Source organism: Bacillus sp. EB106-08-02-XG196 (assembly GCF_013396335.1).
In the GTDB taxonomy this organism is placed as follows: Bacteria; Bacillota; Bacilli; order Bacillales; family Cytobacillaceae; genus Neobacillus.
Genome location: NZ_JABWSY010000010.1, coordinates 11,225 through 25,811, shown reverse-complemented (window position 1 = coordinate 25,811; position 14,587 = coordinate 11,225). Strand labels below are relative to the sequence as shown.

General features: G+C 41.0%; 14 protein-coding genes. 1 reads left to right on the top strand and 13 read right to left on the bottom strand.

Features of this window, described 5'->3' with window-relative positions; genetic code table 11:
- Positions 1 to 24: 24 nt before the first annotated feature.
- The 4 genes from pcrB to MLOOGBEN_RS16255 all read right to left on the bottom strand — a co-directional run bounded on the left by pcrB (position 25) and on the right by MLOOGBEN_RS16255 (position 4,076).
- Positions 25 to 708: a heptaprenylglyceryl phosphate synthase gene (pcrB, locus tag MLOOGBEN_RS16270; RefSeq protein WP_179159323.1), complete on the bottom strand. Its 684-nt coding sequence runs from the start codon at positions 706 to 708 to the stop codon at positions 25 to 27.
- A gap of 125 nt (positions 709 to 833) precedes the next feature.
- A complete protein-coding gene (locus MLOOGBEN_RS16265) occupies positions 834 to 1,145 on the bottom strand; it encodes a YerC/YecD family TrpR-related protein (RefSeq protein WP_179159322.1) in 312 nt (103 codons plus the stop codon).
- Positions 1,146 to 1,172: 27 nt separating this feature from the next.
- On the bottom strand, positions 1,173 to 2,210 hold the full coding sequence (locus MLOOGBEN_RS16260; RefSeq protein ID WP_179159321.1) for a DUF3048 domain-containing protein: 1,038 nt from the start codon (positions 2,208 to 2,210) through the stop codon (positions 1,173 to 1,175).
- Positions 2,211 to 2,333: 123 nt separating this feature from the next.
- The gene (locus MLOOGBEN_RS16255) at positions 2,334 to 4,076 is read right to left on the bottom strand and encodes an adenine deaminase C-terminal domain-containing protein (protein ID WP_179159320.1); all 1,743 of its coding nucleotides are present in this window, start codon (positions 4,074 to 4,076) and stop codon (positions 2,334 to 2,336) included.
- A 168-nt stretch (positions 4,077 to 4,244) separates the two neighbouring features.
- On the opposite strand from MLOOGBEN_RS16255, the gene MLOOGBEN_RS16250 reads away from it, so the two are divergent.
- Positions 4,245 to 4,535, top strand: a complete 291-nt coding sequence (locus tag MLOOGBEN_RS16250) for a YgaP family membrane protein (RefSeq protein ID WP_179159319.1) — start codon at positions 4,245 to 4,247, stop codon at positions 4,533 to 4,535.
- A 319-nt stretch (positions 4,536 to 4,854) separates the two neighbouring features.
- Here MLOOGBEN_RS16250 and purD read toward each other — a convergent pair whose 3' ends face one another.
- From purD to purC, 9 genes are read right to left on the bottom strand one after another with little or no spacing between them, the layout of a single operon-like run.
- The gene (gene purD, locus MLOOGBEN_RS16245) at positions 4,855 to 6,126 is read right to left on the bottom strand and encodes a phosphoribosylamine--glycine ligase (protein ID WP_179159318.1); all 1,272 of its coding nucleotides are present in this window, start codon (positions 6,124 to 6,126) and stop codon (positions 4,855 to 4,857) included.
- Positions 6,127 to 6,144: 18 nt separating this feature from the next.
- Positions 6,145 to 7,683 (bottom strand): bifunctional phosphoribosylaminoimidazolecarboxamide formyltransferase/IMP cyclohydrolase, encoded by a 1,539-nt coding sequence (gene purH / locus MLOOGBEN_RS16240; protein ID WP_179159317.1) that lies wholly within the window; start codon positions 7,681 to 7,683, stop codon positions 6,145 to 6,147.
- Positions 7,658 to 8,260, bottom strand: a complete 603-nt coding sequence (gene purN / locus MLOOGBEN_RS16235) for a phosphoribosylglycinamide formyltransferase (RefSeq protein WP_179159316.1) — start codon at positions 8,258 to 8,260, stop codon at positions 7,658 to 7,660. Before purN ends, purH begins: the two co-directional genes overlap by 26 nt.
- The gene (purM, locus tag MLOOGBEN_RS16230; protein WP_179159315.1) at positions 8,257 to 9,282 is read right to left on the bottom strand and encodes a phosphoribosylformylglycinamidine cyclo-ligase; all 1,026 of its coding nucleotides are present in this window, start codon (positions 9,280 to 9,282) and stop codon (positions 8,257 to 8,259) included. The genes purN and purM overlap by 4 nt, the downstream gene beginning before the upstream one ends.
- A gap of 11 nt (positions 9,283 to 9,293) precedes the next feature.
- Positions 9,294 to 10,700, bottom strand: coding sequence for an amidophosphoribosyltransferase (gene purF, locus MLOOGBEN_RS16225; RefSeq protein ID WP_179159314.1), 1,407 nt, complete (start codon positions 10,698 to 10,700; stop codon positions 9,294 to 9,296).
- The gene (gene purL, locus MLOOGBEN_RS16220) at positions 10,676 to 12,904 is read right to left on the bottom strand and encodes a phosphoribosylformylglycinamidine synthase subunit PurL (protein WP_179159313.1); all 2,229 of its coding nucleotides are present in this window, start codon (positions 12,902 to 12,904) and stop codon (positions 10,676 to 10,678) included. Before purL ends, purF begins: the two co-directional genes overlap by 25 nt.
- A complete protein-coding gene (purQ, locus tag MLOOGBEN_RS16215) occupies positions 12,888 to 13,571 on the bottom strand; it encodes a phosphoribosylformylglycinamidine synthase subunit PurQ (RefSeq protein ID WP_179159312.1) in 684 nt (227 codons plus the stop codon). The genes purL and purQ overlap by 17 nt, the downstream gene beginning before the upstream one ends.
- Positions 13,568 to 13,822 (bottom strand): phosphoribosylformylglycinamidine synthase subunit PurS, encoded by a 255-nt coding sequence (gene purS / locus MLOOGBEN_RS16210; RefSeq protein ID WP_179159311.1) that lies wholly within the window; start codon positions 13,820 to 13,822, stop codon positions 13,568 to 13,570. The genes purQ and purS overlap by 4 nt, the downstream gene beginning before the upstream one ends.
- Positions 13,815 to 14,528, bottom strand: a complete 714-nt coding sequence (purC, locus tag MLOOGBEN_RS16205; RefSeq protein WP_179159310.1) for a phosphoribosylaminoimidazolesuccinocarboxamide synthase — start codon at positions 14,526 to 14,528, stop codon at positions 13,815 to 13,817. Before purC ends, purS begins: the two co-directional genes overlap by 8 nt.
- Positions 14,529 to 14,587 lie beyond the last annotated feature (59 nt).

The window sequence follows — 14,587 nt, the reverse complement described above, 5'->3', positions numbered from 1 at the left end:
CTTTATCTCCAATTAAGCAAATTTTCATCGTACACTTTTTACTGTTGCTAACGCTTGTTCAAAATGATCATAAATGGCATTTCCAACCACAATGACATCTGCATGCTCGGCCATTTCAACTGCTTGTTCAACTGATGAAATTCCCCCGCCATAGAACAGAACTGTTTTCTCAAGTACCTTTTTCACTTCTGAAACTAATTGAGGGTCTCCATATTTACCACTATATTCAAGATAAAAGATTGGTAAATGGAACATCTTCTCAGCCATTATCGCGTACGCCTTTACTTCTTCGGCTGTAGCATCTGCAAGTGCAGATGTCAGTTTAGCTGCCTTGCATTCTTCATTCAATATGCAGTAGCCTTCCATGACAATCTCTTCCCAATCCATAATTTCACCAAATTCTTTTACTGCCCGATGGTGAAGTCCGGTTATCCACTTTGGATCATTGCTATTTAAAATTGTCGGAATAAAATAAAGGTCAAAGCCAGGGGTAACGATATCAATACTTGAAACTTCGAGGACACAAGGAACAGTATAGCGGCGAATTCGAGCCATAAGGTCAAGAACCTTTTCCAGGGTTACCCCATCTGTTCCTCCAACCATAACACCATCTGTTCCGGATTCGCATATTTTTTCTAACTTATCATCCGCTATCTCTTTATTTGGATCGAGTTTAAACACATGGCGCCACTCGCGAAAATCATACATCCAAGATCCTCCCATTCATCCTACATTAAACTATTATAGCATTAGCACATTCGATAAAAAAAGAAAACACTAATTGAAATGTTACCCAAAAAGGAAAAACCGAAGAGCTATGTCTTCGGCTTTTTTTATTTTTCTTCAGTTGTTTGTTCTGTTTTAATTCGCTCTAATACCATTTCATAGGTATCATTTCCAAAATTCAAGCAGCGTTTTACTCGTGAGATTGTTGCCGTGCTTGCACCAGTTTCTGTCTCAATTTTATGATAGGTGTTTCCCTCGCGAAGCATTCTCGCAACATCTAAACGTTGTGCTAATGATTGAATTTCATTAATGGTGCATAAGTCATCAAAAAAGGCATAGCACTCTTCAAGATCCTTCAAGGAAAGAACGGCTTGGAATAACTGATCAAGCTCTTTCCCGCGTAATTTATTAATTTGCATATGTTTTACCCCTTTAATTGTTAAGTATTAGTCTACATTAAATGAAACACTTGATTGAAGACCAGGATTCGTTGGAACCACATTGACCCAAGTCTTTCCTTGAACAAACGGTACAACTTCGCCATTTCTTACTGGAACGATTACTCCGTTATCATTTTTCCATTCTACTTCCATTACTTTACCCTTTTGCAGTAAATAACCTGATCCACCTGATTCTAAATCAATTTCTTTATGAGCAACTTCATCTATGACTTGATGAGTAGTCTCAATAATGAACAGATTATCTAACAAAATGGGCTCTTTCGTCTCATAATCAATGGTTTGCTCCCCATCAGAATAGCGTTTGTATTTTCCAATTGAAGCATCATACTCGTAAATCGAATTGAAAACACCACTGGCGGAATATGAAATACTGACCGATTTCGCTTCATCCCCCGTTAACGATTTACTTTCATCCTCTGTTAAAAATGTAAATTCAGGTGGAGTCTGATCCATCGAGTACTTCTTTTCCTTTGCACCTTTTAAAACATTTTTATACGTAATATAGGAATTATGGGGTGCTTTCCGGAAGCTTGCTCTTTTAAAAAGTGTACCGTCATAGACCATTCCATTTAAATTATCAACATAGTCACGTTCGAGCATTTTTTGTGCCTCTTCACTGGAGCCATGCGCTATAAAAAGAGCATTCAGACCTTTTGCAAGATCAATGTAATAGTCTCTTGCACTTCGAACAGGTCCAATATTTTCGGGTTTTTCGCTTTGGAAAACAGCAAGGAACCGGGTAACATCACCTTCGGCTAGAATTTCATAAACAATATCGGCTTTGTGTAAGCCAGATTGCGGTCTTGCTTTTGGATGATTATTTACCATAACCGCCACTGCCCTGCCATCTGTCTCCGTGTCTGAACCCACTCCAGTTAATGGGTAATGGTAGGGTATTTCATTCTCTACTTCTTCCTGTACCACTTCTTTTACAGGCTCTTTTGGTCCATTCGCCTTTTCTTTATCGCTGCACCCAGAGAGCAGTAAAAGAACTGCTGTTGCTGCAACAGCCCATTTCTTCATCTTCGCGTACACTCCTATCTCTATTCTCTAAGAAATCGAGTTTATCTTATATATATCTGTCTAGCTGCAGCGCCTAGAGGCTCGGGGCAAGGCGCATTCGCTTTTCTTTTTTACTTTTACATTTTAACGCATTATCGACGGAAAGAGTACAGTTTTGTTCATTACATCATACATTCCCTGTTGGGTAATTCGAATATAGGGCAAATGAGTAGCCGAAAAAAATAACAAACTGTAAACCGGATCTGAGAAGGAATATCCACGCTCTCTTAATTCCACAAGCAATTTCTTTTCTTCCTCTATTAAATCCTTAATCGGGAGGTTTGACATAATTCCATTAAGCCGGAGCGGTACCTCACATACAACCTGCTCTTCCTCAACCATGACAATACCACCGCCCAATTCCTTCATTCTATCAAAGGCAGCAATCATATCACGTTTATTTTTTCCAATTAAGATAATGTCACCTGTATTGGAAAATGAACTTGCGAGTGCAGAAAGATTGGTTGCAAATCCCTTTAACAATGTATTAATCCTCCACTTGCCATTCCGATCTAGCAGCGTGAAGAAGCATTCATCGTGGGCGGTTGACAAATCTTCGCCTGAAGCATCAATCGCAATGGAATATGGTTTGGTAATAACTGAATTCTCCATTTTTATCCCAAATGGCATGGAAAATTGTAAATCGTCAACGCTTAAGTTCCAGTCCAGTTCCATAGGCTTAAGTCCATAATCATTCCAATTAACGGAGTGGTAAGCGTCCACCATTTGTCCGTCCCGTTTTACCCATTTCCCTTTTGCTAGTACAGAATGAGGTGTTGGATTTTCAATACTTGATAAGAAGTTGATATTCGCTACACGGCCAGTTGCAATATTCCCATGATGATGGTCAATGTTGTAGTAACGGGCGATATTAACTGTGGCCATATTATAGGCATCAATTACCGGTACACCTTTTTCAATGGCAATCCGAATCATCTGATCATTGATTCCTTGCTCATAAAAAGTAGATGTTGAACCGTCTGTGTTAAACATTAACCGATCATAGGCTTGTATTCCTAATCGTTTCATATCATCAAGTAAATCCGGCAGGTCTGGACGAATGGAGGAATATCTCAATGAAACCATATATCCCTGCATTAAGCGGTTATATACTTCTTCACCTGTCATTGCCTCATGGTCACTATCTGCTCCTAACAACATCAATTTAGCTAATGTTTTCTCCGATGCCCCTGGAAAATGCCCTTCAATCTTTTTATTCAGCCTTTTTGTCTCTTGAATCCAGTGCAGCATCATATCATCGCCGTCTAACAATTTAGGCCAGCCAGTCAGCTCGCCGCCTTGTAGAACTGCGTCATGCTCTAACCAAGACTTAATATTGCTATGTGAAAAAACATCCTCTTCATTTAAAATTTCAGTTTGCGGATCAAACCGGCACCACCAGAACATAGTTGTTGGGATGGAACGTAAGTCCTTTAATAAAGAAAACGCTTCCCTTTTCTTCAAATTCATAACCAACGACATGTTGTCATTAATGATGGTTGTTGTTCCGAACTGGGATGCATAGGCCGCCAGAGTATGGGGATTATATAATTGAAAAGGATGGGCATGCGGCTCGATATAACCTGGAACCAGAATTTCATTTGTACAGTCAATGATTTCACAGTTATCCAATTTCGGCGGCAAATTCTCGCCAACATATACAATCCGGTCTTCATATATCCAAATATTTGCGCGCATCCACTGGCGAAATATTTGATTTAAATATAAGGCATTTTTTAACAAAATGGTTGGTGAAGTTTTCCCATCTAAAACGGATACATGCATGCGTAAATGTTTATTTTTCCATCGATAACGTTGTTCCAGCATACGATACCCCTCCCTTTCTTAGAAGCTATCTATCTATTAAGAATGTTGATTTAAAAGTAAAGAAAGCCCTTACAAAAATGAATTTAACTTTATACTATCATATATTACTGTTTAAAGCATTAAAGAATTGGATAATGACTGTAAAATTTTTGTGAAGGAGTGAACAAAATGAATATAACGAAGAATATTGGAATTTTGAACGCATTAATCAGGATTACGATTGGTCTTACAGTGCTTTCTTGGAGTACGGCCAAAATGGTGAAGTTTCCATGGAGAGACTCTTATTTGTTCATAGCCATTTGTGGTGCGATGAAGGTTGCTGAGGGAATTGTTCGTTTCTGCCCGGTTACCGCTTTATTTGAAAGATATCAAGAAATGGAACAGCAAACACCGCTTGCCCTTGGCGACGGCTCAAGCAATATTGATGGTGATGAGGTTTTGCCATACAATCCATCTTAATTTCGCAATAAAGATTAGCTTGAATGCTATTCGTACCCTTCTACTCGTATTTTTGAGGTTTCTGGTAACGAATAATCACTATTCGTGCCCCTCTCCTCGACTTTTTGAGGTTTCCGGTAAAGAATAGTCGCTATTCGTGCCCCTTTCCTCAATTTTTCGGGAGCAACGGTAACGATTAGCATAAAAAAAGCGGGCTGACCTTAGTTGGTCAGCCCTTAAAAGGAAGGTAACGCTACATATATTGGTAATATTTACCAGGTATGTCTAATCAGCTTTATCGGCGGTATTGTTGCACTTCTATTTGTATTTATCCGACGCTCTAATAAGAGACGCGCCCGATAGCCTTCGAGCCGATATCCTTACGATAGAAAACACCGTCACATGATAATTTCTCGAGCTCCCTGTAGACAGTATCCTGCGCATCCTTCAAACTTTCAGATTTTGCACCTACCAAGAGAACCCTGCCTCCATCAGTAACAAATTCACCTAACTCGTTTTTATTGGTTCCTGCATGAAAGGTATATACTTCATTTGAAAAGTCCGCTAATCCTTTTAGAACAGCACCTTTTTCATATTGCTCTGGATATCCTTTGGCTGCCACTACAACGCCAACCATTGCTTGTTCATCCCAAACGAGCTCAGGTGTACCGCCGTCTAAAACCTCTAAAATGGTCTGAACCAAATCGGATTTTAATCTTGGTAAAATCACTTGTGTTTCCGGGTCTCCAAAGCGGGCATTAAACTCAATGACCTTTGGACCTTTATCTGAAGCAATTAAACCTGCATATAAGATTCCACAAAAGCTTCTTCCCTCTTGAACCATAGCCCTCGCAGCAGGCTTAAGGATGGTTTCAATTGCGGTCTCAACTGTCTCATTCGGAATATGAGGAACTGGAGAATAAGCACCCATTCCACCTGTATTTGGACCGTTATCACCATCAAAGGCACGTTTATGGTCTTGAGCGATTTCCAGCGGTATCACCACTTCCCCATTCACAAACGCCATAAGGGAAAATTCCTCACCGTCCAAAAACTCTTCAATTACCACGCGTGCTGAAGCTTCACCAAATTTTTGACCAACCAGCATTTCTTCGGTACTTTGTAAGGCTTCTTCTAAAGTTAAGGCAACCGTAACGCCTTTTCCAGCCGCTAATCCATCTGCCTTTATAACGATAGGAGCACCTTTTTCTTCAATATATTGCTTTGCTTCTTGATAATTAGTGAATACAGCATAATCAGCAGTAGGAATCTCATACTTTCTCATGATTTCCTTTGCAAACGATTTGCTTCCTTCGATTTCAGCTGCCAATTTTCGCGGTCCGAATACAGCTAGACCTTCAGCTTCAAATTTATCGGCTAATCCTTCTAGCAAGGGAACTTCTGGTCCGATGATGGTAAGACCAACTTCCTGTTCCTTTGCGAATTGGATAAGTTGTTCATGATTACTTTCGTCAATCAAAACACGTTCTGCAACATCTTCCATTCCGTGATTACCAGGAGCTGCAAATACTTTTTCAACCAGCGTGCTTTCACTTACCTTCCGGCACAGAGCATGTTCTCTTCCGCCTCGACCAATGATTAGAACCTTCACACATCTCACCTCATCATTTTAGTGTTTAAAATGTCTGACTCCGGTAAATACCATCGTAATTCCATATTCATCCGCTTTTTTGATGGAATCCTCATCGCGAATGGAACCGCCTGGTTGAATGATCGCGGTAATTCCTGCTTTCGCTGCGGCTTCTACCGTATCATCCATTGGGAAGAAGGCGTCAGAGGCGAGTGCCGCTCCTGCTGCTTTTTCACCTGCTTGTTTTAAAGCAATTTCTGCAGCGCCAACCCTGTTCATTTGTCCTGCACCGATTCCAATTGTCATGTCTTCTTTCGTTACGACAATAGCATTCGATTTCACATGCTTGACTACTTTCCAGCCCAGCTTTAATGCTTCCCATTCCTGCTCAGTCGGCTGTCTTTTCGTAGCTACTTTAATCTCCGCATTATCTAACGTAAATGTGTCCTGCTCTTGTGCAAGCAGTCCGCCTTCAATTGTAGTCAGCTTCATCTCTGGTTTCTTTGCTCCAGAAAATGGAATTGTTAATAAACGCAGATTCTTTTTCGCCTTTAGGATGGATAATGCTTCCTCTGTGAAGGAAGGAGCAATAATGATTTCTAAGAAAATCCCATAGAGTTTGACAGCAGTTTCTGCATCCACTTCGCTGTTAAAGGCAATTATTCCACCAAAAATAGAAACTGGATCTGCAGCAAATGCTTTTTCAAAGGCAGTAAAACTATTGGTTCCAGTACCGATGCCACAAGGATTCATATGTTTTACTGCAACAGCTGCAGGCTCGGTAAATTCCTTTACAATCTGCAAAGCTGCGTCTGCATCATTAATATTATTATAAGAAAGCTCTTTTCCGTGAAGCTGCTTTGCATTCGCAATGGAGAACGTTGAACCAAGTGGTTTTTTATAAAAAGCAGCTTTTTGATGTGGATTTTCCCCGTAACGGAGCGACTGCTTCAGCTCATATGTAACGGTTAATTTTTCAGGTGTTTCTTCCTGTGCAAGCTCTGTCATATATTCAGCAATTAGGGCATCATATGCTGCTGTATGACGGAAAACCTTTGCCGCAAGCTTTCTGCGTGTTTCAAGCGTTGTACTACCCTCTGCTTTTAATTCCGCAATTACCTGGTTATAGTCAGCTGGATCAACGACCACGGTTACATATTGATGATTTTTTGCTGAAGCACGTAACATCGTTGGACCGCCGATATCAATATTTTCAATTGCATCCTCAGTTGTTACATCCGGCTTTGCAATCGTTTGTTGAAAAGGATAAAGATTCACACAAACAATTTGAATGGGATCAATGCTGTGCTCTTCAAGCTGTTTTTGGTGCTGTTCATCATCGTGCTTTGCAAGTAAGCCGCCATGAATGAACGGATTTAACGTTTTTACACGTCCTTCTAATATTTCTGGAAAGCCGGTTACATCACTAACACCAAGGACAGGAATACCTTGTTCTTGAAGTGCTTTCTTCGTTCCGCCCGTTGAAATAATTTCAAACCCTAAGCTGACTAATTCTTTAGCAAACTCAGAAATACCATTTTTATCAGAAACACTAATAAGTGCGCGCTTTTTCGTCACTTTTAACTTCCCCTCTCGTTAACAGCATTTGCAAGATAGATGGATAAAGCTTATGCTCGATATTTTGTATTTTCTGCTGCAGGCTTTCTCTTGTTTCCTTTTCACTGAGCTGGACTCGTTCTTGGACAATAACGGGTCCAGTATCCATTCCTTCATCAACAAAATGAATGGTAACTCCACTCCATTTCGCTTTTGCCTCCAGCGCCTGACCAATCGCGTCTTTACCAGGAAAGGCAGGAAGAAGCGAAGGATGGATATTAACAATTCTTCCAGAAAATTTCCTTAATAATGTTGGACCTATTAGCCTCATATAGCCTGCAAGTACAATAAATTCTACACCAAAGCTTGTTAATTTCTCCAAAATAACCTCTTCATAGGCTTCTTTTGAGCTATATTCTTTTGGATAAAAAGTAAAAGCAGGAATATGCGCAGCATTTGCACGCTTGATCGCAAAGGCTCCAGGTTTGTCACTTATGAGCAGAGCTATGTCCGCTTCTAGTTCTCCAGTTTTCACAACATCAATCATTGCTTGAAAATTGCTTCCACTTCCCGAGGCAAAAACAGCTATTTTTTTCATTTGCGGCCACCTAGGTCAATTCCTTCTTGCTCTGTCACCACTCCAATTTCATAAGCAGTTTCCCCTGATTGGTTTAAATGATCCATTAAATCTGCGGCGATATTCTTATCAACGGCCATCACCATGCCGATACCCATGTTAAAGATGTTATACATCTCCTGCGGTTCAATTTGTCCAACCGTAGTGATTAGATTAAAAATCGGTGGAATCTCCCAGCTTTTTTCATAGATCGCTGCTCCAAGACCCTTCGGAAGCATCCGAGGGATATTCTCAATAAAACCACCACCGGTAATATGTGCCATTCCTTTAACTTCAAACTTTTTTAAAGCGGACAGAACCGGTTTCACATAAATCTTTGTAGGTTTTAATAATTCTTCGCCCAAACTGCAGCCAAGCTCGTCAACGTATTCTGTTAACGCCCAGTTATTAAATACCTTTCTCACGAGTGAATAACCATTGCTGTGAATTCCACTCGAAGCTAAGCCAATCAGCACATCGCCTGGCTTGATATTTTCCCCCGTAATCAATTGGGATTTCTCACAAGCACCAACCGTAAATCCAGCTAGGTCATATTCACTTTCACTATATAATCCAGGCATTTCAGCTGTTTCTCCGCCAATGAGTGCGCAGCCTGCCTGCTCACAACCGTCTGCAATTCCTTTTACAATTGCCTCGATTTTTTCAGGTTCAGCCTTCCCGCAAGCAATGTAATCTAAAAAGAACAAAGGCTCTGCCCCTTGGACGACGATATCATTGACACACATCGCAACAGCATCAATACCAATACTATCATGCTTATCCATCCAAAAAGCGATCATAAGCTTAGTACCTACACCGTCTGTTCCTGAGACAAGAACAGGCTCTTTTAGGTTAAGCGCTGATAGGTCAAACATTCCGCCGAATCCACCTAACCCGCCTAACAAACCAGATCTGGCTGTTTTTTGTACATGCTTTTTCATTCTCTCAACAGCCTCGTAACCTGCTTCGATGTTTACCCCTGCTTCTCTATAAGCGTTCGCCATGATGGTCCCTCCTATTTTTGATAATAATATTGGAGTGTATCTGGATAAATTTCTGTTGGATAGTTACCTGTAAAGCAGCCGAGGCAAAAACCTTCTGTTCCTTCCGTTTTGACAATCGCTCCTACCATCCCCTCTTTACTTAGGAATGTTAAGGAATCTGCTCCAATCAGCTCTCTAATTTCTTCCACTGATTTATCTGAGGCTATTAATTCTTCCTTCGATGATGTATCAATCCCATAAAAACATGGATTTTTAATCGGCGGAGAACTGATAACAACGTGTACCTCTTTCGCTCCTGCCTCTTTTAGCAGGTTAACAATTCGTCTGCTCGTCGTTCCTCGAACGATTGAGTCATCAACCATTACGACACGTTTTCCTTCAACAACCCCACGAACAGCAGATAATTTCATCTTTACTCCCTGCTCCCGTAACGTTTGGGTTGGCTGAATAAAGGTTCTGCCTACATACTTGTTTTTTATTAATCCCATCTCATACGGAATACCCGCAGCTTCCGCATATCCAATTGCTGCAGAAATACTGGAATCTGGAACTCCCGTTACTACATCTGCTTCAATCGGTGCTTCTACCGCTAATCTTTTCCCCATGTTTTTACGGGCTGTATGAACATTGATTCCTTGGATATTACTATCAGGCCTTGAAAAATAAACATACTCCATTGTACAAATCGACTTAGTTGAATTGAACGCAAATTGTTCTGAGGTGATTCCCTCTTCATTGATGATCAATAATTCACCAGGTCTGATATCGCGGATGTATTCTGCTCCCACAACATCAAAGGCACAGGTCTCAGAAGCAACCACATAGGCATCACCGAGACAGCCTAGTGAAAGTGGCCTTAATCCATGAGGATCGAGAGCAACCATTAATTCCTTCTCTGTTAAAATTAAATAGGCATAGGCTCCTTTTAACATCGAAAGCGCATTTTTTACCTGATCCTTCAAATGAGGATAACCACTTCTCCTAATTAAATGAGCTAATACTTCTGTGTCAGAGCTTGTTTGAAAAATACTTCCTTGTGCTTCAAGCTGATGTTTTAAGAAATTGGCATTTACTAAATTACCATTATGAGCAAGAGCAAGACTTCCAGTTTGGGAATGGAACAGCAAGGGCTGGACGTTCTCATAACCGCCGCCCCCTGCTGTCGCATAACGAACATGCCCAATCGCAGAAGTACCCTTTAATTTTTCCATCATGTCCGCTGTGAAGATCTCTGAAACTAGCCCTTCACCCTTCACAACTCTAAGCTTATCTCCGTCAGAAACAACAATACCTGTACCCTCTTGGCCACGGTGCTGCAGGCTATGAAGCCCGTAATAGGTAAGCTGTGCAGAATCTGGATGTCCAAAGACACCAAAGACTCCGCACTCTTCGTTTAATCCCTTGATTTCAGCAAGCATGGGATAGCTCCTTTCCAGGCATCCTTTAATTCATTAACTGAAGCTTCTAAAATCGTGTTATTCTCTGCATTTACCTTTAATGTGGCCGTATCATTGACTTCACCAATCAATTTGGCAGTTACTATACCTTCAAACTCTGATTGATGTTCTTTTTTCACAGTCATTAGGAAACGTGATTGTGTTTCGCTAAATAATGCAGTTACTGGGTTACCTTCAATCGTGATAGTCGCCCCAAGCTGAGCATCACCAAAAAGACTTTCAGCAACCGCAACACCTAGACCACCTTCAGAAAGGTCATGTGCCGATTGAACAACTCCTGCACGAATAGCTGCCAACACTTGATTCTGTCTTTCTTTTTCTAGTTGAATATTTAGTTCAGGAGCTTTACCAAAAATCCGTCCGTTTTGCAGTTTTTGTAACTCACTGCCTCCAAACTCGTCTTTAGTTTCTCCAACTAAGTAAATAAGGTCACCACTTGTTTTAAAGTTCTGTGTGGTAATATGATCAAGATCTGTTACTAAGCCCACCATTCCAATTACCGGTGTTGGGTAAATCGCTGTTCCGCTTGTTTCGTTATATAAAGAGACGTTACCGCCAATAACTGGAGTTTCCAGCACACGGCAAGCCTCGCTGATTCCATCTGCTGCTTTTTCTATCTGCCAGAACACTTCTGGCTTTTCTGGATTTCCAAAATTCAAGTTATCCGTAATGGCTAATGGCTCTGCACCTGAGCAAACGATATTACGTGCTGCTTCTGCTACCGCAATTTTCCCGCCTACTTCAGGGTCTAAAAATACATAGCGTGAGTTACAATCAGTCGTCATCGCCAATGCTTTACGAGTTCCGCGGATTCTGACAACAGAAGCATCCGATCCAGGTGAAACGACTGTATTCGTACGCACCATATAATCGTATTGATTATATACCCATTCCTTGCTTGCCACTGTTGGCTGGCTGAGAATTTGTTTCAATGTTTCATTCAAATCTGCAACCTGTGGGACTTCTACTTCTAATGCTTGGAATTCCTGATAATAAATGGGTTCTCTTGATGGCTTATGATAAACAGGTGCGTCCTCAGCTAAGGCATCTGCCGGGACATCTGCGACGATTTCGCCATGCTGCAGCAAACGAAGTTTTTTATCATCTGTTACTGTACCGATTGCTACTGCTTCAAGGTCGTATTTTGTGAATAGATCTTTGATTTCCTGCTCTCTTCCCTTTTTAACAACAATCAGCATTCGCTCTTGTGATTCCGAAAGCATCATCTCATATGCAGTCATACCAGTTTCACGCTGTGGAACCAGGTCTAAATTCATTTCAATACCCATTCCAGCTTTACTTGCCATTTCTGCTGAAGAACTTGTTAAACCAGCTGCACCCATATCTTGAATTCCTACAAGCGCATCTGACTGGATCAACTCAAGGCAGGCTTCTAGTAAAAGTTTTTCCATGAACGGGTCGCCCACTTGAACCGCCGGGCGGTTTTCATCGGATTGTTCTGTTAGTTCTTCAGAAGCAAAGGTAGCTCCATGAATTCCATCACGGCCTGTTTTCGCCCCAACATACATCACTGTATTGCCAACACCTTGTGCAAGACCTTTTTTAATATCTTTATGATCAATTAAACCGACACACATGGCGTTTACTAATGGATTGCCATCATAACATGGTTCAAATTGAATCTCGCCGCCAACTGTCGGGATTCCGATGCAGTTACCGTAGCCAGCGATTCCAGCGACAACTTCTTTGAATAAGTAGCGCACTCGTGCAGATTCATCAAGTTCACCGAATCGAAGTGAGTTTAACAATGCGATTGGACGAGCACCCATTGAGAAGATATCTCGAATAATGCCGCCAACACCTGTAGCCGCCCCTTGATATGGCTCGATGGCTGATGGGTGGTTATGGCTTTCGATTTTGAACACAACCGCTTGGTTATCGCCGATATCGACAATTCCTGCCCCTTCCCCAGGGCCCTGAAGAACACGCTCACCTGTTGTTGGGAATTTTCTTAGGACTGGTTTAGAATTTTTATAACTGCAATGCTCAGACCACATTACGGAGAAAAGGCCTGTTTCGGTGTAATTCGGTGTCCGGCCAAGAATGTTTTCAATCTGGGTAAATTCTTCATCGGATAAGCCCATTTGCTGATAAAGTTTTTCTGTCTTTACTTGATCTGGTCTTGGTTCATGCTTTAACAACATTTGCTTCCCTCCAGCTTCTTACAATCGATTGAAATAATTTTAATCCATCTGCCCCGCCTAATAACTCATCAACGGCTCTTTCCGGGTGCGGCATCATCCCGAGGACATTTCCTTTTTCATTAATAATTCCTGCGATATCTTCTAAACTTCCGTTCGGGTTATCTTGATAAGTAAAAACGATTTGATTATTTTCTTTGAGCTTAACGAGCGTTTCTTCATCACAATAGTAATTTCCTTCACCATGAGCGACAGGGATTGAAATGGTTTCCCCTTCACGGTAGGCGGCTGAAAACATCGTCTGATTGTTCACTACCTTTAATTCAACCGGTTTACAGATAAATGATAGACTTTCATTTCGTCTCATGGCCCCAGGCAGTAATCCTGCTTCCAATAAAATTTGAAATCCGTTGCAGACACCTAGAATCGGTTTCCCTGCTTCCGCTGCTTTTACGACTGCTGGCATTACCTTACTAAAACGGGCAATGGCGCCTGTACGTAAATAATCGCCGTATGAAAAGCCGCCAGGAAGTAAGATTCCATCAAACTCATCTAAGCTCTCAGTGTCATGCCATACATATTCAACCTGTTCACCAAGTTCATCCTTAATCGCATGGTACATATCGATATCACAGTTAGACCCCGGAAAAACGATGACTGCAAACTTCACTGAGGAACACACTCCTCTACTTCATAACGGTAGTCTTCAATGACTGTATTTGCTAATAGCTTGCTGCAAATTTCATTGATCACTACATCAAGGTCACGCTCTGATTTTTCAAGGGTTAGTTCCATATATTTACCGATTCGAACATCGGATACTTCCGGATAATTTAATGAGTGGAGTGAATGAGTTACTGCCTTACCCTGTGGATCTAATACACTTTCTCTTAACGTGACATATACCTTTACCTTAAACATGCTGTTTTCCCCCTAATCTGGCTAAAATGGTTTCATAGGCTTCTGTTAAACTACCAAGGTCACGACGGAATACATCCTTATCGAGCTTTTCATTTGTCTTTTTGTCCCACAATCTGCAGGTGTCTGGTGAAATCTCATCTGCTAATAGGATCTTGCCTTCATTGTCCTTACCAAACTCTAGCTTGAAATCGATGAGATTAATGCCTAGCTCTGTAAAAAAGCTTAATAAAACTGTATTAATTTTTAGTGCTTTTTCTTTTAGGATGGTTAGTTCCTCTTTTGTTGCTATGTTCAATTCGTAGATATGGTCAGTGGTTAGTAATGGGTCGCCAAGATCATCATTTTTTAAATAAAATTCGACGAGCGGCTTTGTTAGTTCTTTACCTTCTTCGATTCCTAATCGCTTTGAAAGACTTCCAGCTGCGACATTACGAACGACAACCTCAAGCGGAATAATCCTTACTCTTTTAACCAGCTGCTCCGTTTCAGAAATTCTTTTAATGAAATGCGACTCAATTCCCTGGTCTTTAAGCTTTAAAAATAGCAAACTTGTAATTTCGTTGTTTAAACGGCCTTTACCCGTGATATCTGCCTTCTTTTGCCCGTTGAAAGCTGTGGCCGAATCCTTATATTCAATTAAAACAGTCTGTTCATCATCGGTACTAAAAATTCGTTTCGCTTTTCCTTCATAAAGAAGTTCTCTCATAAAGAATGCCTCCTAAAATTGCAATATTGGGAATCTTCAAGATAAGTAAAGGGTGCTAA

What these genes read in the sequence shown, in the direction of transcription:
- MLOOGBEN_RS16250 (WP_179159319.1), top strand. Translation starts at nt 4,245, where the DNA reads ATGAATATAACGAAGAATATTGGAATTTTGAACGCATTAATCAGGATT.
- purL (WP_179159313.1), bottom strand. Translation starts at nt 12,904, where the DNA reads ATGTTGTTAAAGCATGAACCAAGACCAGATCAAGTAAAGACAGAAAAA.
- purC (WP_179159310.1), bottom strand. Translation starts at nt 14,528, where the DNA reads ATGAGAGAACTTCTTTATGAAGGAAAAGCGAAACGAATTTTTAGTACC.
- purF (WP_179159314.1), bottom strand. Translation starts at nt 10,700, where the DNA reads ATGCTTGCTGAAATCAAGGGATTAAACGAAGAGTGCGGAGTCTTTGGT.
- MLOOGBEN_RS16265 (WP_179159322.1), bottom strand. Translation starts at nt 1,145, where the DNA reads ATGCAAATTAATAAATTACGCGGGAAAGAGCTTGATCAGTTATTCCAA.
- MLOOGBEN_RS16255 (WP_179159320.1), bottom strand. Translation starts at nt 4,076, where the DNA reads ATGCTGGAACAACGTTATCGATGGAAAAATAAACATTTACGCATGCAT.
- pcrB (WP_179159323.1), bottom strand. Translation starts at nt 708, where the DNA reads ATGTATGATTTTCGCGAGTGGCGCCATGTGTTTAAACTCGATCCAAAT.
- purM (WP_179159315.1), bottom strand. Translation starts at nt 9,282, where the DNA reads ATGGCGAACGCTTATAGAGAAGCAGGGGTAAACATCGAAGCAGGTTAC.
- MLOOGBEN_RS16260 (WP_179159321.1), bottom strand. Translation starts at nt 2,210, where the DNA reads ATGAAGAAATGGGCTGTTGCAGCAACAGCAGTTCTTTTACTGCTCTCT.
- purS (WP_179159311.1), bottom strand. Translation starts at nt 13,822, where the DNA reads ATGTTTAAGGTAAAGGTATATGTCACGTTAAGAGAAAGTGTATTAGAT.
- purN (WP_179159316.1), bottom strand. Translation starts at nt 8,260, where the DNA reads ATGAAAAAAATAGCTGTTTTTGCCTCGGGAAGTGGAAGCAATTTTCAA.